At 41.9% G+C, this 20,750-nt stretch carries 18 protein-coding genes; 13 read left to right on the forward strand and 5 right to left on the reverse strand.

Translation table 11 applies throughout. The features are described from left to right. The first annotated feature begins 223 nt into the window (after positions 1–223). The 3 genes from hisD to OFN98_RS02305 are packed head-to-tail and all read left to right on the forward strand — an operon-like array spanning position 224 to position 3,760. Positions 224–1,516 (forward strand): histidinol dehydrogenase, encoded by a 1,293-nt coding sequence (gene hisD / locus OFN98_RS02295; protein ID WP_270874717.1) that lies wholly within the window; start codon positions 224–226, stop codon positions 1,514–1,516. Further along, positions 1,509–2,735: a hypothetical protein gene (locus tag OFN98_RS02300; RefSeq protein ID WP_270874716.1), complete on the forward strand. Its 1,227-nt coding sequence runs from the start codon at positions 1,509–1,511 to the stop codon at positions 2,733–2,735. Before hisD ends, OFN98_RS02300 begins: the two co-directional genes overlap by 8 nt. Continuing rightward, positions 2,732–3,760 (forward strand): hypothetical protein, encoded by a 1,029-nt coding sequence (locus OFN98_RS02305; protein WP_270874715.1) that lies wholly within the window; start codon positions 2,732–2,734, stop codon positions 3,758–3,760. Before OFN98_RS02300 ends, OFN98_RS02305 begins: the two co-directional genes overlap by 4 nt. 750 nt (positions 3,761–4,510) lie before the next feature. Here OFN98_RS02305 and OFN98_RS02310 read toward each other — a convergent pair. The 5 genes from OFN98_RS02310 to metK form a co-directional block, all read right to left on the reverse strand. Further along, a complete protein-coding gene (locus OFN98_RS02310; protein ID WP_270874714.1) occupies positions 4,511–4,873 on the reverse strand; it encodes a hypothetical protein in 363 nt (120 codons plus the stop codon). Positions 4,874–5,033: 160 nt separating this feature from the next. Next, positions 5,034–5,396 carry a tetratricopeptide repeat protein gene (locus OFN98_RS02315; RefSeq protein ID WP_270874713.1) on the reverse strand — a complete coding sequence of 121 codons (363 nt, stop codon included), beginning with the start codon at positions 5,394–5,396 and terminating at the stop codon, positions 5,034–5,036. Between the two features lie 133 nt (positions 5,397–5,529). Continuing rightward, positions 5,530–6,972 carry a pyruvate kinase gene (pyk, locus tag OFN98_RS02320; protein ID WP_270874712.1) on the reverse strand — a complete coding sequence of 481 codons (1,443 nt, stop codon included), beginning with the start codon at positions 6,970–6,972 and terminating at the stop codon, positions 5,530–5,532. A 73-nt stretch (positions 6,973–7,045) separates the two neighbouring features. After that, a complete protein-coding gene (locus tag OFN98_RS02325; protein ID WP_270861732.1) occupies positions 7,046–8,392 on the reverse strand; it encodes an FAD-dependent oxidoreductase in 1,347 nt (448 codons plus the stop codon). 163 nt (positions 8,393–8,555) lie between these two features. Next, complete coding sequence (gene metK / locus OFN98_RS02330) at positions 8,556–9,755, reverse strand: methionine adenosyltransferase (RefSeq protein ID WP_270874711.1); 1,200 nt, start codon at positions 9,753–9,755, stop codon at positions 8,556–8,558. Positions 9,756–9,910: 155 nt separating this feature from the next. Here metK and sstT point away from each other — a divergent pair, with 155 nt between their 5' ends. From sstT to OFN98_RS02380, 10 genes are all read left to right on the forward strand, one after another. After that, on the forward strand, positions 9,911–11,176 hold the full coding sequence (gene sstT, locus OFN98_RS02335; protein ID WP_270858902.1) for a serine/threonine transporter SstT: 1,266 nt from the start codon (positions 9,911–9,913) through the stop codon (positions 11,174–11,176). A gap of 91 nt (positions 11,177–11,267) precedes the next feature. Next, positions 11,268–12,983: a M3 family oligoendopeptidase gene (locus tag OFN98_RS02340; RefSeq protein ID WP_270874710.1), complete on the forward strand. Its 1,716-nt coding sequence runs from the start codon at positions 11,268–11,270 to the stop codon at positions 12,981–12,983. 2 nt (positions 12,984–12,985) lie between these two features. Then, positions 12,986–13,387, forward strand: a complete 402-nt coding sequence (locus tag OFN98_RS02345; protein ID WP_270874709.1) for a hypothetical protein — start codon at positions 12,986–12,988, stop codon at positions 13,385–13,387. 7 nt (positions 13,388–13,394) lie between these two features. Then, positions 13,395–15,446, forward strand: a complete 2,052-nt coding sequence (locus OFN98_RS02350; RefSeq protein WP_270874708.1) for an ATP-dependent helicase — start codon at positions 13,395–13,397, stop codon at positions 15,444–15,446. After that, positions 15,443–16,276, forward strand: coding sequence for a tRNA pseudouridine(55) synthase TruB (truB, locus tag OFN98_RS02355; protein WP_270874707.1), 834 nt, complete (start codon positions 15,443–15,445; stop codon positions 16,274–16,276). Before OFN98_RS02350 ends, truB begins: the two co-directional genes overlap by 4 nt. After that, positions 16,273–17,028, forward strand: coding sequence for a 4-(cytidine 5'-diphospho)-2-C-methyl-D-erythritol kinase (locus OFN98_RS02360; RefSeq protein WP_270874706.1), 756 nt, complete (start codon positions 16,273–16,275; stop codon positions 17,026–17,028). Before truB ends, OFN98_RS02360 begins: the two co-directional genes overlap by 4 nt. A gap of 4 nt (positions 17,029–17,032) precedes the next feature. Further along, positions 17,033–17,488 (forward strand): SsrA-binding protein SmpB, encoded by a 456-nt coding sequence (smpB, locus tag OFN98_RS02365; protein ID WP_270858896.1) that lies wholly within the window; start codon positions 17,033–17,035, stop codon positions 17,486–17,488. Between the two features lie 12 nt (positions 17,489–17,500). Beyond that, positions 17,501–18,115, forward strand: coding sequence for a TlpA family protein disulfide reductase (locus OFN98_RS02370; RefSeq protein WP_270876582.1), 615 nt, complete (start codon positions 17,501–17,503; stop codon positions 18,113–18,115). Next, positions 18,105–18,401, forward strand: coding sequence for an ATP-dependent Clp protease adaptor ClpS (locus OFN98_RS02375; RefSeq protein ID WP_270865010.1), 297 nt, complete (start codon positions 18,105–18,107; stop codon positions 18,399–18,401). Before OFN98_RS02370 ends, OFN98_RS02375 begins: the two co-directional genes overlap by 11 nt. Next, a complete protein-coding gene (locus OFN98_RS02380) occupies positions 18,398–20,749 on the forward strand; it encodes an AAA family ATPase (protein ID WP_270876583.1) in 2,352 nt (783 codons plus the stop codon). Before OFN98_RS02375 ends, OFN98_RS02380 begins: the two co-directional genes overlap by 4 nt. The last annotated feature ends 1 nt before the right edge of the window (position 20,750 follow it).

Here is a 20,750-nt window from a genome sequence, read left to right on the forward strand (position 1 = left end):
TTTATCAAATTTATCTGAATTTCCCTGGATTGCAACGCTGGGCTCGCAATGACAAATCAAGGCAAATTTTGCTCCACTTTTTGCAATGACAAAACCGGGGCAGTATTTCAAACTTGCGGTAGCGAAAATTTCGCAATGACATTAAATTCCCAAATTTATTAAATTCAAAACCAAATTATGCTATAAACTTCAAATTTTTACAATCAAAATTTTAGGATTAAATATGAAAATTTTAAAAAGCACAGACAGCAATTTCGCGCAAGAATTCGAGGCTCTGGTAAATCGTGGCAATATGGATATGCAAAAGGTAATGCCGATCGTAAGCGGTATCATCGATGATATCAAGGCGCGCGGTGATGAGGCGCTAAACGAGCAAATAGCCAAATTTGACAAATGGGAAGTTAAGGGAAATTTGGCAATTTCGCAAGATGAGATGAAAAAGGCTTTTGACGAGCTAAATGATGAGCTAAAAACCGCCCTTAAAGTGGCGTATGATCGCATTTATGCCTATCACGAAAAACAGCTCGAAAAAAGCTGGATTAACTTCGGCGCACACGGCGAAATTTTGGGCCAAAAAATCACGCCCGTAGATCGCGCGGGGCTGTATATCCCAGGTGGCAAGGCTGCCTATCCTAGCTCGCTTTTGATGAACGCAGTGCCTGCAATCGTCGCAGGTGTCGCTGATATCACGGTCTGCACCCCTGCTGTGGGCGGAGTGGTAAATTCGCTTCTTCTAGCTGCCATGCATGTGCTAGGAATCAAAAAAGCCTACAAAGTAGGCGGTGCGAGCGCAGTCGCAGCCATGGCGTATGGCACGGAAACGATAGACAAGGTCGATGTCATCACAGGCCCCGGAAATATCTTTGTCGCAACGGCTAAAAAGCTAGTTTTTGGCGATGTGAATATCGATATGATTGCAGGTCCTAGCGAAGTGGGCGTGCTAGCTGACGCGAGCGCGAGTGCGTATCACACGGCTGTGGATTTGCTAAGCCAAGCCGAGCACGACGAGATCGCAAGCAGTATTTTGGTAAGTGCAGATGAGAAATTTGCCCTTGCTGTAAAAGATGAAATTTATAAAATTTTGCCTACATTAGAGCGCGAGAGTATCGCTAGAAAGAGCATTGATGATAAAGGCGCGATTATTATCGCGCGAGATTTCGACGAGGCGATAGATTTGATGAACGACCTAGCCGTCGAACACCTAGAAATCGCCATGGACAACGCCTACGATTACCTTGCGCGCATTAAGCACGCAGGGGCGATTTTCTTGGGACACTACACGCCTGAGGCTATGGGGGATTATTTGGCGGGGCCAAATCATACTTTGCCGACAGGTGGCAGTGCTAGATTTTTCTCGCCACTTGGGGTTTATCACTTCATCAAACGAAGCTCGATAATCGCGCTAAACAAGGGCGCAATCGACGCTCTGGGCGAAGCGTGCATGGCACTAGCGCAGGCTGAGGGCTTAACAGCGCACAAAAAATCGGTGGAAATTCGCTATAAAAATAATGATTAAAAAAATTTTCAAATTTTTTCTTTGGGTTTTTGGTATTGTTGGTTTTTTGTTTTTGGCTTTTGGCGTTGCTATTTATATTTTTATACATGCTTTATTTTCGCCGCCAGCTGGGTGCGATCCAAGCGAGCCCAGCGACGCTTGCGATTATATAAACACAAATTACGAAAGCCAGTTTGAAAACACTAAGGCAAATCCTTTTCCACAAAATTTAGCACCTAAGCCAGTATTTTGGGAAAATGCGTTTGATGGGGCATTTCCTGATGCCATTAGCGTGCCTTATATCTACTTGCGAGATAAGCATGGCGTGTGGCTTCGCTATAATGATGGCTTGTCGTTTGATTATTTTTTGGGCGAAGATATGCCAGAAAAGCATTATTTATACATAGAAGATGATTTTTCGCCAAGCGAGGAAGTGCGAAAAAAGGAGAAATTTTACAGCCACAAATCGTGGAATATCACCCTAAAAGAGGGCGCAAACGAAATTTATAAGCAAACGGCGCATAAAATCACTAGACAATACATTGGCTCGTTTGATTTGCACTCAAATCCAGGTAGGACAGTGTGGTTTCCTAGCAGTGCCGAGCAAAATTTCGAGGCGATTTCAAAATTACAAATCCCGCTTGAAGCTTACGATTTCCCGCCAAAACTAAATATAAATACCGAAATCACACCCCAAAAATACGGCAAATTTCACGGAGATAGCGAGGTTTTGCCAGTAGATGAAAATGTCTATGAGATCAAAACCGCCCAAGGGACGCAGAAAATCCGCACCTCAAATATGAGCAAATGGTCAGTAGAATACAAAAAACAAAAGGCGATTTGTGGGGATAAATTTTGTTTATTTCTTTTCACGGATACAGATAAAAAAAATAAATATTGCGAAAATATAGGCAATGAAACAGCGATAGTTTTTTTAAATTTAGAGCGCAAATTCACTTCTAGATCATATAGCAATAGCCCGCTATATAATACCAATGGCTATCATTTTGGGCTAAAAGAGGGTTACGAAATCGACGATATAGCCTCATTTGAGATGATACCGAGCGAGTTTGCGGAGTTTGAGAAAAAGCAACAACCCGATAAAATGACCTACAAAAATGTCCCAACTGGCAAAAAATTTATCGAATATGAGCTTAAAATTTACGCCAAAGACGGCGCGCTCATAAATCAGTATTGCGACCACTACTACATGCACGAAAAAATAAGGGAGTTACAGTGAAAATAGGGCAAATGGGCGAAATTTTTTATATTTTGCTTCTTTATGTTTGCTTTACTAGCGCAAATGAGCAGAATTTTACGCAGAATTTAAGCGAGAGCGTTTCTGTGGATACTGCGCCGAATTTGGACGCAAATTCTAGCAATGGTATTTTTGCAGATACTGCGCCGAATTTTGAAATTTTCCACGACGAAAACGCTACAAACGAGCAAATTTCTAGCGCGCTAGACGCACTTTTGGATTTTGCGCGTGCAAATGCTGAGCGCATAAATGATGAATTTGGCGAGTATGGCGAGCGGATTTTCACACATTTTATTTATAATCCTAAAATTTCGCGCACAGGCAAATTTGACTTCGACAAAATCGCTGAAATTTTAAAATTCAGCCCGAATTTGAATTATAACGAGGGCGAATTTGACAATCCTTTAAATATCGTAAATTCCTATGGTTGCGATATCGGCGCAGGTGTGGAAAATGACGAAAATTCCACTAAATTTGATAGCGAGGAGCTGTTTGCGCTAATAGATTTGCTGGTAAGTAGTGGCGCCAAACCTAGCGAAAACGACGCGAAAATGGCTAGTGCGTGCGATAATTTCGACGCGTTTGCATATTTTTTGGCTAACGGCGCACCGCTAGGAAATGGCGTGGTCGCTGATATAACTTCGAGCGAAGCGGAGTTTATCAAAGACCAAAATATCACGCTTGATTATCTTTTAAAAACCCCGCCAAGCGATCTTAGGCGCATTGCGCAGAGTTACGATTTTTCAAAATTTCACGCCGATAAAATGCGGTTTTTCGAGGAGAGTTTGAAGTATAAAGGGATAAATGAGCTCGATAAAAAGGAGCTTGAAGGCTTTATTAAATTTTCTGCGCTTATGGATAATTCGCTCGCGGTGCAGTTTTTGTTGGAGCACGGCATTTGTGAGAAGGACCGCCAAATGTGCGCTTATATGAAGGCGCAGGCGAAGTATTTCGAGGCTGAGAAAATCTCGGATATGCTTAGCTTGGAGCTGAAACATAAATTTTGAAATTCTGTGAAATTCGAAATTTTGTGAAATTTGGAATTCTTTAAATTTTGAAATTTCACGCTGGCGCAACCTTGAAATACTGCACCGATTTTGTGTCATTGAGAAATTTTGCAAATTTTATTTGCTTTGTCATTGCGAGACCACGCAGTGGTCGAAGCAATCCAGTAAAATTTAGAGAGAATTTAAATTTATCAAATTTATCTGAATTTCCCTGGATTACTTCGGCAAAGCGTCTTGACGCTTTGCTTTTGGCTCGCAATGACAATAGCAAGCAAATTTTGTATAATTTGTCATTGCGAGCGAGTGTAACGAGCGTGGCAATCTACGAATTAAAAATTTAAGGTCAGTATTTTTGCAAATTTATTGTTAGGAATTTTATACTCGTAGATTGCTTCGCTACGCTCGCAATGACAATAGCAAGCAAATTTTATATAATCTGTCATTGCGAGACCACGCAGTGGTCGAAGCAATCCAGTAAAATTTAGAGAGAATTTAAATTTATCAAATTTATCTGAATTTCCCTGGATTGCTTCGGCAAAGCGTCTTGACGCTTTGCTTTTGCTCGCAATGACAAAAATAACACTTCGTCGCAATGCGCTTGCAATGACAAAAATCGGGCAGTATTTAGGAACTTGCGGTAGCGAAAGCTCATGACAAAAATAATGTTTCTTGCAATGACAAAGAATTTTCGGGCATAAAAAAAGCGCCGAAAAATTCGGCGCCGAAGTAGAAATAAAAGTAAAACTACGATTATTTATCGTTAGCAATTCTTTCTTTCATAGAGCAAGCTTTTTGGTGTCCTTGCTCGCAAGCCATTGATAGTGATAGCATTGCACGATCGTGATTATGCCATTTGCCGTCTAAAACTGAGTGGAAGATACCGTCGCGGTAGCAAGCCTCAGCATGTTTATGAACATTGCAAGTGCTATCATAATATGTATGAGCTTTGTCATAGTCTTTTGGCAAACCGTCTTCACCACGGAAATATTTCATACCAAGCTCAGTGCAAGCTTGATAATCTCCTGCTTGGCATTTAGCGTCCATTTCCTCTGCTATACCAGCGAATGCGCAACTCGCAAAACCAAATAGTGCTAAGAAAACTAGTTTTTTCATAACTTTCTCCTTGTAAAAATAATATGTGTTTCCTTTGGAACGCGTGATTATACACTAAAATAGTTATAATAGAGTTAAATTTTAATTAAATTTTATGTAAATTTAATAATTTGCGCCGAATTTTATCGGCGCAGTGGTAAAAACAGAGTAAAAATAATGATTAATTATCGTCTTTGATTCTCTCTGCCATTTTGCAAGCTTTTTCGTGACCTTGATCACAAGCCATTTTCAAAGATTGCATTGCGCGATCGTGGTTATGCTCTGCACCAACGCCTACTGAGTGGAATATTCCGTCGCGGTAGCAAGCCTCAGCGTAATTGTGTTTATTACAAGTTTCATCATAATAACTATGGGCTTTTTCGTGGTCTTGTGGAAAGCCATCTTGACCGCGGTAGTATTTCATACCAAGCTCAGTGCAAGCTTGATAATCTCCTGCTTGACATTTTGCGTCCATTTCCTCAGCTATACCAGCGAATGCACAACTCGCAACACCAAACAATGTTAAGAAAACTAGTTTTTTCATAACTTTGCTCCTTTTAAATAATATATTCGTTTCCTTTAAAACGGGGCGTATTATACTCCAAAAATTTGCCAATAAAGCTAAATTTTACTTAAATTTTTAGTAAATTCGACAAATTTTATTAATTTACTAGGTTTTATGCGTCTAGTAAGTAGTAGGATATTTGTTCGTCCTTTAACATACGGATAAGATTTGTAGTCCCGCTTACACCTGTTGGATAACCTGCCGTCATGATATATGTTCCATCAAGCTTGATCGCACCACAATCCACGCCGCTTTTGATAGCCTTTGCCATGAGCGTGTGAAGCTTGGCTTCCTCGGCGATAACTAGGCTTTGGCCTATACCCCAACAAAGCGTGAGATAGCGCGCTGTGTTTATATCGTGAGTAACGGCTAGGATATCGATATTTGGGCGATATCTCGCCATTTGCACGGCTAGTTTGCCAGAGGAGGTTAGGGCGATGATTTTATCCGCGTTTAGCTGACCTGCTAGCCTAACGGCTGATTCTGCCATGATATCGGTGCTATCGTGGTTTTCGTGCTTGAATCGGTTGTAAGCGTAGATCTCTTGCGCTTCTAGTATCGTATGCGACATAGCGCGCACGACAGCGACTGGATTTATACCTACTGCGCTCTCTTCGCTTAGCATTACAGCGTCTGTGCCGTCAAGCACGGCATTGGCGACATCGCTGATTTCGGCTCTGGTGGCTGTTTCGTTGCGCGTCATGCTAAGAAGCATTTGAGTGGCTGTGATGACTGGTTTGGCGGCTTCGTTTGCCTTTTTGATAATCAATTTTTGGATTGAAGGTACCTTGTAAAACGGCACCTCGATACCCAAATCGCCCCTAGCGACCATGATTCCGTCGCTCTCGTCGATAATGCTATCTATATTTTCCACAGCGTCAAATTTTTCGATTTTTGCCAAAACATGGGCGTGCGAGCCAGAGGCGCGCAAAATTTTCTTTGCTTTGATTATGTCGTTTGCGCTTTGCACAAAGCTGATTGCCACAAAATCCACGCCAAGAGTGGCGCCAAATTCCATATCGGCTCTATCTTTTGGCGTGATGACATCTATGCCAAGAACGGTATTTGGGAAATTTACACCCTTTTTCGAGCTAAGAATTCCGTCGTTTTCAATGACGGTTTGGACGACATCGTTTCCGCTGTGAGCAACCCTAGCACGGATTATGCCGTCGTAGAGATAGACATATTCGCCAGCTTTTAACATAGGCAAAATTTGGGGTTGATTAATGCTAAGAGCGTAGTGGTGTGGGGCGATTTGGGTGCCGATTTGCTCTTTGGCGTAGATATCAAGCCTATCGCCAGCTTTTAGCTCGAAAGGCGTATCAAGCTCGCCAATGCGGATTTTAGGGCCGCAGATGTCTTGCAAAATCCCGATATGAAATCCGACCTTTTTCTCCACGCTACGGATTTTTGCGACATTTTGCGCGTGATATTCGTGCGAGTTGTGCGAAAAATTTAGTCTAAAAACATTGACCCCAGCCCTAACCATGGCTTCCATTATCTCTTCGTTATCGCTAGCTGGGCCAAGTGTGGCTATGATTTTTGCTTTTTTCATTAAATTTTCCTTTGTGTTGAAATTTGAAATTTAAAAGTAAAATTTATGCAGAAAATTTCTGCATAAATTTTGATTATTTTACAAGTTCGTTTTCGAATTTTTCAGCGTCGAATTTTTTGCCCAAAAACGAGCAGATTGAGATAGCGTCGCGCTCTGCGTTGCCGAAACAGCTTGTCGCACCAGGGCTTGGAGTCATATTGAAAATCACGCCGTTATTATCGTCGATTCTAGCCTCGCCTAGAAGCAATTCAAGCTTGTCTTGGTCGATGATTTGGGCTCTGACGCCTCCAAAACCTTTGGCGTAGTAAATATCTTCTTCTCTAATGCTAGGTATGATTTTTTTGGCATTTTTGACAAAGAGTTTTTTGCCTAAAACCGGGGCTTCAAACGCGATATTTCGCAACAAGAAATTTCTAACATCGCTATCGCCGAAATTATTCCAAAATACCTTTGCGACCTTTGGCGTGAAATTTAGGGATTGGAAAAACTCAGGCACGGAGCGACAGCCTTTGTAACGCTCTAATTTTGGCATAGTTAGCGCAGTAGGGCCAAATCTCGTGCAACCATCAGCTAGCAGATCAGGGTCTCCGTGAAGTGCAGCAAATGGGAGTTTTGGGTTTTGCACCATATAGACTTTGCCATTTAGTAATTTTTGTTTGGTTAGATAAAAGCTTCCAGCGATACAAATCGCGCTAAGGTTTTTGCCATAGCCCATTTTGTGCGCTAGCCACAGCGAGTGCGCGCCTGCATCGACTACGACGAAATCAGCGCTGACTGAAATTTTGTTTGCAGTGCGGATATAAAATTTATCGCCTACCTTTGTGATATTTTGAACCTCAGAATTTAGGTATAAATCGCAAATTTTGCCCTTTGTTTTTTGCGCATTTTCGACTAGGGTATTTGTCATGGCGCCAAAATCAATCGTGGTATATGCGCCAGTTTGCACGCCAAGACCTGCGACATCTTCGGGGCGAGGGTTGCCGTTGCTATCGAAAATGACTTTTGGCTCGATTTGTTTTAGCTTGTCTTTGTCATAAAATTCCAAATATGGATAAAGCTCTTTGAAAACCTCATAGCGATCTTTGATAAAAGCGACCTCGCTGTCGCCCACGCCGATTGCCATTTTTTGCCCTTCAAAGATAAATTTACCGATATAATCGTGCTTTTTGCAGTATTTCGCAATCATATCGGCTGCGCGTTTGACCTTTTTGGCTTTGTCGATTGTGTAGTTTGTCTCGATATCGCCACAATGGATCGTTTGCGAATTTGCCGTGCCCTTTGTATTTAGCGTGGCTAAACCCTCGTATTTTTCGATGATTGCGATGGATTTTATATCAGTGTATTGCGCCAAAGTGTATGCTAGCGCACCGCCAGAAATACCGCCGCCGACAATGACGACTTCGTAGTGTTTTTCTTGCATTTTCACCCCTTAAAAGTATGCGATATTTTGCAAAAATTTTACTTAAAAAAGTGTTAAATTTCGCCGAATTTATCGGAATTTCTCGGAGTTAAATTTAAGATTAAATTGTCATAAAATAACTAAGAATTTAAAAATTTCGCAAGGTTAAATTCCTTGCGAAATTTTATTTTTTCAAAGATTTGAAAAGCTCTACGCTATCGAGTTGCTCCCATGGGTATTTTGGGTTGCCAACTTGGCCGTAAGCAGCTACTTTTGCGTATAAAAATGTCTGGGCACTTGGTTTGTCTAGGCCGAATTTCTCAGTAATCCAGCGCGGGGTTAGGGCGAAATTTTCAAGGACAAATTTCGAGAGTGTATCATCATCAATACCAGCGTTTGTGCCCATACAATCGACACTCACGCTAACTGGTTTTGCTACGCCGATAGCATAGCTTAGCTGGATTATACATTTTTTCGCTAACCCTGCTGCGACGATATTTTTAGCGATATAGCGCGCTGCGTAAAGCCCCGAGCGATCGACTTTGGTGTAGTCTTTGCTAGATTGTGCGCCACCGCCGATTGGCGAATATCCGCCAAAGCTATCGACGATGAGTTTGCGTCCAGTCAAACCGCTATCGTGAAGCGAGCTGTGATTTACATAGCGACCTGTTGGGTTGATATAAATTATGGTTTTTTCTTTTTGATAAAGCTCTTTTGGAAGACCTGCTGTGTCGATTAAATTTTGGATTAGTTCGCGCACATATTCGATACTCATACTCTCCACGCAAGGCGCGCTGACTACGATTGTGTGGATTGATTGCGGTTTGCAGTCTTCGAAATTTGACTTCGTGCCATAATCAAGCGTAACTTGTGTTTTAATATCCACACCAAGCTGATTTGGGTGGGTTTTGGCATAGGCATAAACCTTATCGCAAAGAAGCCTTGCATAAGTAATCGCTGCTGGCATGAAATTTTGCGTCTCCGAGCTAGCAAAACCAAACATTATGCCTTGATCTCCCGCGCCGATCTCGCCACTTTCTTGATCTACACCTTGGTTGATATCTGGGCTTTGTTGGTTTAGATATACATCGACCTCGACATCTTGCGGGTGCAGGCATTGCTCACGGGTAAAAAATGGATTGTCATTGTAGCCAATGTCGCTAAGAGCGCGTTTGACGATATGGCGATAATCATCGTGGGTGAAATCGACTTTGGCATTTACTTCGCCGCCGATTACGATATGTTTGCCTGCTACGAAAACCTCGCTAGCTACGCGTCCTTTGGGATCTTTTTTTAAAATTTCATCGACGATTGAATCTGCGATTATGTCGGCGCATTTATCTGGGTGACCAGGGCTTACGACCTCGCTTGTGAATAGATACATTTAAGCTCCTAAAATTTTGAAAATTTTGGGCGTAATTCTAGCGTTTAATATTTAATGTAAAATGAAATTTTATTAAATTTTTAAAGAATTTAAATAATGTTAAATAAAAATTTAGATATATTGCGACAAATTTTACTCATTGAAAGGGAGGCAAGATGACTTACTTAGATAAGCTGATACAAAGTTACAGCAACAAAAGCCTGATAATGCGCATTATCATCGGACTTTTGCTCGGTGCTGCGCTAGGGTATTTTGCTAGGGTCGGTGTATCTGGGCTGGATTTGGACGGCGGTGAAACAAATGCGTGGAGTAATATCGCAAATTTGGCTAGATTGTTTGGTGATTTTTTCGTAAGTGCGCTTAAAGCTGTCGCCCCAGTGCTAGTTTTTATTCTAATTTTAAGTTCGCTTGTCAATAAAACTTTTGGAAGCACGACAGGGCTAAAAAGAGTTATCGTGCTTTATATCGTAGGCACGCTTTTGGCTGCTTTTGTTGGCGTTGGCGTTAGCTTTATGTTTCCGACTCCGATTGCTCTTGATGGCGTTGGCGCAGCAAACTCACCTGCACCTGCAAATGTCTGGGAAGTGCTAAAAACTACATTTTTCAAAATCGTTGATAACCCTGTAAATGCCCTTTCTAGCGGTAATTATGTCGGTATTGTCGCATGGGCGGTAGGACTTGGAATCGCGCTTAAATTTTGCACGAACGAGACCAAACGCTTCATCGGCGATTTAAGCGAAGGTGTAACAAAAATAATTCAAGTTGTAATTCAACTAGCACCAATTGGTATTTTTGGCATTATTACTTACACTGTGTATGATTTGGGCGTAGAGGGCTTGGCAACCTATGCTAAGCTTACAGGCGTGCTTGTGCTAGCACTTATTTTAGTAGCTGTCGCAGTAAATCCGCTAATCGTATTTTTCGTAACCAAGAAAAACCCTTTCCCTATCGTCTTTACCTGCCTTAAAGAGAGCGGAATCCCAGCGTTTTTCACACGCTCATCGGCTGCGAATATCCCTGTGAATATGAACCTTTGCAAAAAACTCGGCGTTGATGACGAGCTAAGCTCTATCTCTATCCCACTAGGAGCTACCGTAAATATGGCGGGAGCCGCTGTGGTTATCGCTATTTTGGCACTTTCGACTGCATACACGCTAGGAATTCATCCTGATTTTGGCACAGCTTTGCTTCTATGCGTAGTCTCAGCCGTGGGCGCATGTGGCACAAGTGGCGTACCTGGCGGTTCGCTTATGCTTATTCCGCTTGCTTGTGCGCTTTTTGGTATCGACAACGATATCGCATTTAAGGTCATCACCGTCGGTGTCATAATCTCTGTAATCCAAGACTCAATGGAAACAGCCCTAAATAGCTCTACCGACGCACTTTTTACAATTATCGTTTCACAAACTTCAAAACATTAAAATTTAAAAATTTAAGCGACCAAATTTTTGGTCGCTTACCACTGTATAACTCTTTTTGGCTAGAATTGCGCCAAAAATTTAAAGGAAAAGTATGAATTGGGATTTGAGTGAATTATTTCAAAACGAGGAAAAATTTGAGCTTGCCATAGAAAATACGCGCACTAAGGCTAGCGAATTTGAGGCGAAATTTAGGGAAAATTTAGCGAATTTAACCTGCGATGAATTTTGCGAGGCACTAGGTGAATACGAGCGCATAAACGCGCAAATTTCAAAGATTATGAGCTTCGTACATTTAGATTTTGCCAGAGATACTACGCGTGGGGCAAAGCAGGCCAAAGTGGAGCAAATCTGCAACGATATCGCCCAAAATTTGCTATTTTTCGAGCTAGAATTTAACGAGCTTAGCGATGAGAAATCGCAAAATTTCATCGCGGGTAGTGGCCGTTTTGCTTACTATTTAAATTTGCTTAAAAAACACAAATCGCACCAACTAAGCCTGCTTGAAGAAAAGGTTTTGCTAAAAACGAGCGTGGTTGGCGCAGAGGCGTTTTCGAGGCTTTTTGATGAGAGTATGGCAAGGCTAAAATTTGACTTTGGGGGCGAGAAAATCGGTGAAGAGGAGCTTTTATCACACCTTTATGATAGCGATAGAAATGCGCGCAAGCAGGCCGCAGCCTCGCTAAGTGCGGTCTTAGAGCAAAATTCGCACCTTTTAACCTACATTTATAATATGATAAAAACTAGCCTTAAAATCAGTTGCGAGCTTCGCGGATACGGCCAGGGCGAGCTAATCATGCACGAAGAAAACCAAATCGAAAAATCAAGCGTCGATGCGCTCATTAGCGCAACCGAGCGAAATTTCGATTTAGTGTGGCGCTACTATGATAAAAAGCGCGAAATTTTGGGACTTGAAAAGCTCTATGATTATGACAGATACGCACCGCTAAATTTAAACGACGATAGCAAATTTAGCTTTGATGAGGCTAGGCAAATCGTCCTTGACGCCTTTGATAAATTTAGCCCTAAATTTGGGGAAATCGCAAGGGAAGCGTTTGCGAAAAACTGGATTGATGCAATGCCTAAGCCAAATAAACAAAGTGGCGCATTTTCGCACTCTGGTTCGGCTGATACGCACCCGTTTGTGCTACTAAATTTCACCGCCAAGCGTCGCGATGTATTTACCCTAGCGCACGAGTTAGGTCATGCAATCCACCAATATCTAAGCTACAATGCTGGATATTTTTACTCATTTACGCCACTTACCACGGCTGAGACAGCCTCTGTATTTTGCGAAATGCTAGTCTTTGACTACATGCTCTCGCGCGCAGATAAAAGCGTGGCAAAAGCCATGATAGCAAACAAGCTCGAAGATATTTTTGCCACGCTGTATCGCCAGATAGGATTTACGACATTTGAGCGCAGAATTCACGCCTCGCCTGATGAGCTAGCCACCGAGCAAATCAATGAAATTTGGCTAGAAGAGTCCAAAAAAATGTTTGGCGAGGCGCTAGAACTTAGAGATGAATATAAAATTTGGTGGAGTTATATACCGCATTTTATCCATACGCCGTTTTACTGCTATTCTTACGGCTTTGCGCAGTTGCTAGTTTTGGCGCTTTATGGGCTGTATAAAAGTGGCAAAATTTCAAATTTCGCTGAAATTTACACTGAATTTTTAAGCTCGGGCGGAAGTGATTCGCCAAAAAATTTAGTCGCAAAATTTGGGCTAAATTTAGACGATGATAAATTTTGGGAGATTGGAATTTCTCAAATTCGCTCCCTTGTTAGCGAGTTTGTAAAGGAGTAAAAATGATTTTAGAAAACGAAAAATTCATACAAAAAGAGATTGCGCACATCAAAGAAATTTTGGAGCTTTTTTTCGAGCTTGGCGAGAGTTTTGGCGTGGTAGCGCGCACAAGCGAGGTGAAATTCGACCCAGAACTTCCTAGCGAGATAAGTGCGGGCTTTATCAAAAAACCTGTGATTTTCTTCGAGCTAGAAAACTACACGCTGTCAAGCGCGCATATCCAAAAGGACGATTTGAAATTTGAAGCCGGTTTTGGTAGCGAGGATTTCGCAGCGGTCGTATCAATCCCGCTGTATGCTATAATGGAGATAGTCCAAAATAACACCCCAGTGGCTGTAAATTTAGCCAAAATTGATAGCGAGTGGATCAAAAAAGAGAGATCTCGCAGAATTTTCGCTAGATAGGAAAGATATGAAATTTTTAGACGAATTAAACGAGGCTCAGCGCAGGGCAGCACTGCACATAGACGGAGCTATGCTGATTTTAGCGGGCGCAGGTAGTGGCAAAACAAAGACAATCACCGCGCGCCTAGCTTACCTGCTAGCAAACGGCGTGCCCGCGCAAAACACGCTCACGCTAACTTTCACAAACAAAGCAGCTAGCGAAATGCGCTCTCGCGCGCTTAATCTAATCGCAAATTTAGGGCTTGAAGTGGGTGTGCCGCTGCTATGCACATTTCATAAATTTGGACTTTTGTTTTTGAAATTTTACATTAGCGAGCTAGGCCGTAAGCCAAATTTCGCCGTCATAGACACTGATGATAAGAAAAAAATCCTAAAATCGTTTGAGATAAATTTGCAAACAAGCACCATGGCAAATGAAATTTCAAAATACAAAAACGCCCTAATTAGCCCAGATGAGCTTAAAAACAATATCGCCTCGCTAAGTGATGATATCGGGCAGGCAAACGAGGGATTTTACGCCAAAATGCTAGAAGCCTACACCAGATACGAGGAGTATTTGCTAAGCAATAATTTAGTCGATTTCGATGATTTGCTCGTGCTTCCTTATAAAATTTTAGACGCAAACGAGGCGCTTTGCGATGAAGTTTCGCGCCAATACACCTACATAACCGTCGATGAGTATCAAGACACGAACGAAATTCAGTTTAAACTGCTACAAAAGCTTTGCAAAGCGCACCAAAATTTAACCGTCGTGGGCGATGATGATCAGAGCATTTATAGCTGGCGTGGGGCTAGGGTGGAAAATATCCTTAAATTTCGCGATCAATTCGAAAATGTAAAATATGTGAAATTAGAAGAAAATTACCGCTCGACTAGCCAAATTCTCTTCGCCGCAAACGAGCTAATCTCGCATAATAAAAACCGCCTTGGCAAAAATTTAAAAAGCACATTTGGCAAGGGCGAAGATATCAAAATCCTACACTGCGAAAACGAAAGCGACGAAAGCGCGCAAGTAGCTACAAAAATCAAAGAGCTCATAAACTCAGGTATCCACCCAGCCCAAATCGCCGTGCTTTACCGCGTAAATGCCCTTTCGCGCGCACTCGAAGAGGGGCTAAATCGCGCGAAAATCGCATATCGCATAGTCGGCGGTGTAAAATTTTACGAAAGAGCCGAGATCAAAGACATCATCGCATACCTGCGCCTAATCATCAACGAAAACGACGATTTTTCAATGCGTCGCATTATAAATGTCCCAAAAAGGGGCATTGGCAAGGTTAGCCTTGCAAGGCTCGATGAAATCGGCGCAAGGAAGCATTTAAGCCTGTTTGATGCGTTTTCGGATCAGGGTGCAAATCTAAGCGCAAAGGCAAAAGAGGCCCTAGAAAAGCTCAAACTCCACATAAACGAACTCTCACACGAGCCAAGCGTGGAGAAAAAAATCGACGGAGTGCTAGATAAATTTGAGCTAAAAGAATACTACGAGGGCATGCCAGAGGGCGATGATAGATTGGCTAATATCAACGAATTTTGCGCTATGCTAAAAGATGAAGCCATAAATAAGCCAAATTTTGATTTGGGCGAGTTTTTAAACGATTTGGCACTTCTTAGCGATCAAGACAATATCAGCGCAGAGGCGATAAATATCATGAGCGTGCATGCTAGCAAGGGTTTGGAGTTTTCGCACCTTTTTGTCATCGGGCTTGAAGAGGGGTTTTTCCCAATCATCAGCGACACGACAGATTTAGAAGAGGAGCGCAGGCTAGCGTATGTAGCCATAACTAGGGCGAAAAAAGAGCTAACGCTTAGTTTTGCGAATTCGCGCTTTTATCGCGGGAAACGGGATTATCTATCCAAATCGCGATTTTTAGGCGAAGCAGGGCTAATCGATACTCCACTTAGCCCACAAAGCGACGGCGAGTTTAAAAAGGGTGATTTAATCACCCACAAACTCTTTGGTATGGGCAAAGTAAGCGCGGTAAATGGCGACAAACTTACCATAAATTTCGGCGGAATCGAGCGCATGATAATGAAAAATTTCGTGCAAAAACTAGTATGAATAGACTTTTTTTAGCAAACAAACCTGCCGGAATTTCATCAAATCAGTTTTTAGGACGCTTGAAGCGCAAATATGGCGTGAAAAAAGCCGGATTTTCTGGCACGCTAGATCCCTTTGCTAGCGGGGCTTTGGTTATTGGCTTTGGAGAATACACGCGGTTTTTTCGCTTTTTGCGTAAGGCTCCAAAAATCTATATCGCCACGCTGTGGTTTGGTGCTAGTAGCGAAAGTGGCGATAACGAAAATATTTCTAGTGTGGAAAATGTAGCGAAATTTAGTATGGAACAAATTTTAGGCGTAAGGGATAGCTTGCTGGGCGAGGTGCGATACACACCACCAAAATTTAGCGCGAAAAAAATAGATGGCGTGCGTGCGTATGAACTAGCTAGAAAAGGCGAGGAAGTAGCGCTTAAAGAGCAGGTTATGAGCGTATATGAGTGCGAAATCCTAAGCTATCGCCACCCGTTTTTGAGCTTTAAAATTTCAGTTAGTGAGGGCGGATATATCCGCTCATACGGCAAACTTTTATGCGAAAAGCTAGGAGTGTGCGGGACACTAAGCGCGCTTTGCCGAGTAAGCGAGGGCGAATTTAGCCTAGAAAATCCGAAATTTATGAGTGAGGCTAGCATAAATCCGAAAGATTATCTAAATTTAAAAGAAAATTTTTATAATGGCGATAAAAATGAAATTTTGCTCGGTAAAAAACTTCGCACGCAAAATTTTAAATTTCAAAATAACGGCGAATATTTGATAAATTTGGGCGAATTTCACGCAATAATCGAAATTTGCGATGGCGAAGTAAAATATTTATGGAATAGGATAAAGATTTGAAAAGTTTTGCTAAAATAAATGTTTTTTTGAAAATTACTGGCGCAAACGGCGCATTTCACGATATCGCCTCTCGTTTTGTAATTTGCGATGAAATTTACGACGAAATCAGTTTTGAGCGTGGCGAGCGTGGCGGATTTTGCATAGAGTGTAACAAAGAAATCGCTGGTAAAAATATAATCCAAAGCGCCTATGAAAGGCTGTGCGAGAGCGGTTACAAAAACGAGCTCGATGAATTTTTTGCAAAATTTTATGTAAAACTTTACAAACAAATTCCAGCAGGCGGTGGATTGGGTGGCGGTAGTAGTAACTGCGCTGTGTTTTTAAAAATGATAAATGATGAGCTAAATTTGGGAATTTCAAAGCCAAATTTAATGCAAATTGCAAATTCGCTCGGAAGCGATATTTGCTTTTTTTTAAGTGGCGAAAAAAGCGCAAATGTGAGTGGCAAAGGCGAAATAATCGAAGCCTTTGATGATGAAATCCCGCCACTTAGCCTTTGCCTAAAAGGGCTATTTTGCGATACTGGCGCAGTGTATAGGGAATTTAGAAAAAATCATTTTAATAAAATTAATTTAGGCTTAGCTAGCAAGCTTTTAAAGCTAAAATCAAGCGAAATTTTAAATAATTTTGACGCTGATAGCCTAAATGATTTGCTAGCCCCAGCGTGCGCACTTTATCCAGATTTGCGCCTAGAAAAGGGCGAGTTTTTAAGCGGAAGTGGCAGTTCGTGCTTCAAGGTAGATTTAAGGTAGAAAAATGATAAAAGAACTTACAAAAAACAGAAAAGCCTTCCACGACTTCGAAATTTTAGAAAATTTCGAAGCTGGCGTGGTTTTAAAGGGTAGCGAGGTCAAATCCTTGCGCGCTGGCAGGGCAAATCTCAAAGACAGCTTTTGTCGCATAATAAGAGGCGAGTTGTTTTTGCTAGGGGCGCACATAAGCTATTTGGAGCACACTAACCCGCATTTTCGTCCAGATGAAAAGGCCCCAAGGAAGCTTTTAATGCACAAAAAGCAAATCGACAAACTTCTAGGTCATGTCAGCAAGGACGGCCTTACGCTGGTCGTTACTTCACTGTATCTAAACGACAAAAACCGCGTCAAGGCTAGGGTGGCACTAGCGCGTGGTAAAAACCTGCATGATAAAAGAGAGGCGCTAAAACGCAAGGAAGCCGACAGAGAGGCTAGAAGCGCGATGAAAAATTATAAGTAAAAAGGAGAGATTATGAGAAAAATTTTAACGCTGATTTTTGCTGGATTGCTTCTTTGTGGTTGTAATGATGAAAATGCGCAAAATGCGCAAAATAGCGAAGTGGCGGCGAAATTTACCCCATTTAGCGTGGGTGAAAAATTTAGCTTAAAAAGCGTCGTGGGTGGCGAAGTGGTGATCGAGCGCACGAATAAGGGCTTTAAACTAGCTGGAAGCGATAAAATTTTGATGTTTGATATCTTTGGGACATACTGCGAGCCGTGCAAAATCGAGGCTCCACACCTAATGGACTATCAGCTAAAAAACGCAGATGATTTTATGATGGTTGGCTTAATCCACTTCGAGGATATCACAGACGCGCAGGTCGTGGAGAATTTCACCAAAAAATACAATGCGTATTATTTTATAGCAAACGACAAACAAAATTCCCGTATCGTGGAGCAAATTTTAACCGATATCAACTACCGCCACGCACTTTCAATCCCATTTAAGGTGGTTTTTAAGGACGGCGAGTATCAGACACTGACAGATATAAACGAGGGCGATGAGCGCGGAAAGCCGTATTATTTGGGTATGGTCTCTACTAAGGTGATAGAAAAAGATATGCTTAGGATAAAAAATGGCAACTAAAACCAGCACAAAGGTGCGAGTTAAGACCTTCAAACCCTCGCCGTATCGCGTGGTGCTACTAAATGACGATGTTACGCCAATGGATTTTGTGGTGATAATTTTAATCGAAATTTTCGCTCACACCACGCAAAATGCAGTCAAAATCATGCTAAATGTCCATAAAAACGGGCGTGGGATTTGTGGGGTGTATGCCAAAGAGATCGCCAAAAGCAAGCAAGAAGCCGTTTTAGAGGCAGCCGCGAGAGAGGGCTTCCCGCTAAAATGTATTATAGAGGAGGATAAATGATAGGATTTTATTTACAAAAAGACATTGATAACGCTGTGCGAAACGCCGTAAAAGGTGGGTTTGAGTATGTTAGCATAGCAAGCGTGATATATGAAATTTTCTCAGATAAAAATTTTAGAAATTTTTTTGAAAACGAGTTTTCAAATTTTGAGTATGAAAATTTCAAAACCAGCATTGGCGAGCTAATCGCTTCAATGCCAAAATCAGACGAAAAAAACCGCACCAAGGTCGCAGCCACAACCGATTTGGCGCGCATTATGGGGCTTTTCGAGGAAAGCATTGACAACGAAAATGAGCTAGATTTTATATCTTATGTCCTTGCTAGCAAGGATACAGACGCGGCTAAAATTTTCGAATTTTACGGGATAAATTCTTACGATTTTGATAAATTTAGAGATAGATATTTGCAATGGTTTGATAACCGCGATATGGCGCAAAACGGCGAAAATGGCGAGATGGACGAAGGGCTTTTTAACGATTTTTTAGGCGAAGATGACGAGAGCAAAAAGAAAAAAAAGCCAGCTAGTGAGCTATATACGACAAATTTAAACGAAATGGCAAAAAGTGGCAAAATCGACCCTCTAATCGGACGCGAAAAAGAGATCGAAAAGACCTTACAAACCCTTTGCCGCCGCAAAAAAAACAATCCAGTCCTTGTGGGCGAAGCAGGCGTAGGAAAGACAGCTATTATCGAGGGAATTGCCCTAAAAATCGCAAATGGCGAGGTTCCAGCAAAGCTAGCTGATAAAACGATTTTTGCCCTTGATATGGGCGCGCTCGTAGCTGGGACGACGCTAAGGGGCGAATTTGAGGAGAGATTAAAAAATGTAATCGATGAATTTAGCAAAAATGATAAAGCTATACTTTTCATCGATGAAATTCACACGATTGCTGGTGCAGGGGCGGGCTCGCGCGAGGATTTGGATATGTCAAATCTGCTAAAACCGGGCCTTGCAAACGGCACGCTTAGCCTAATTGGCGCCACGACTTACGCTGAATTTCGCAATCTAAGCAAAGACAAAGCGCTTGCTAGAAGGCTATGCAAAATCGACATAAACGAGCCTAGTATCGAAGATAGCGTGGAAATTTTAAAAGGAATTGTGAAAAAATACGAGGAATTTCACAATGTCAAATTTAGCGATGAAATTTTGCGCGAGGCTGTGAATTTAGCCAAACGCTACGAAAGTGACAAATTTTTGCCAGATAGCGCGATTGATTTGATTGATGAAGTGGGCGCGAGCTACGCATTTAAGGAGCATAGCGAGGCGATAAATGTCAGCAAAGAGGATTTGGTAAATGTGCTAAGTGCTAGCGCAAATATCGCAAATTTAAGCCAGAGCGTCGATAATAAAGAGACCTTGCGAAATTTAGAGGAAAATATCAAAAAAGAAATTTTCGGTCAAGACGAGGCAGTTTCTAGCCTAAGCAAGGCACTTTTGCGCTCTTATGCGGGACTTAGACACGAAAATTCGCCAATTGGCGTGTTTTTATTCACAGGAAGTTCAGGCGTGGGCAAAAGCGAGCTAGCCAAGGTTTTGGCTAAAAATTTAGGGGTAAATTTCGAGCGATTTGATATGAGCGAGTATATGGAAGCCCACAGCGTAAGTCGCCTAATCGGCGCGCCTCCGGGATATGTGGGGTTTGAAAATGGCGGAATTTTGACAAATCAGATCAAAAAACACCCTTACAGCGTCGTGCTTTTCGACGAAATCGAAAAGGCTCACCCGAGCATGACAAATATATTTTTGGGTATTTTTGATAACGGCGTGCTAACTGACACAAACGGCACGAGTAGCGATTTTAAAAACACCATTATCATTATGACCTCGAATTTAGGCACCAAAGAAGCGCCACAAGTGGGCTTTACCAAAGATGAAAGCTATAAAATCGACAACGCTGTGAAGAGCTTTTTCGCCCCTGAATTTCGCAATCGCATAGATAAAATCATAAATTTCAACCCACTAAAAGGCGAAATTTTAGAAAAAATCGTTGATAAAACAGTGCGAGAAATACAATCAGGGCTCAAAAATATCGAAATTTCGCTAAGCAAAGGCGCAAAAGAGTATTTGATAAAAAAAGGTTATAGCGCAGAATTTGGCGCAAGAAATCTCAAACGAGAGGTGCAGTCGCAAATCTCGGATGAGATTAGCTCGGAAATTTTATTTGGAGCGTTGCAAAATGGCGGTAGGGTTTTTGTGGATTTCGCTGATGAAAAGCTTAAATTTGACTTTGAAAGCGTGCCAATGCTGGACGCGAAGGTATCAAATACTGCTCAAATTAGCGCAGATGAGAACGGCGGTTTAACCAAAAATCCAGACGAACCCCAAAACGCTACGGTTATAAAATAAA

The sequence above is a fragment of the Campylobacter sp. JMF_15 NE4 genome (assembly GCF_027737645.1).
Lineage (GTDB): Bacteria > Campylobacterota > Campylobacteria > Campylobacterales > Campylobacteraceae > Campylobacter_B.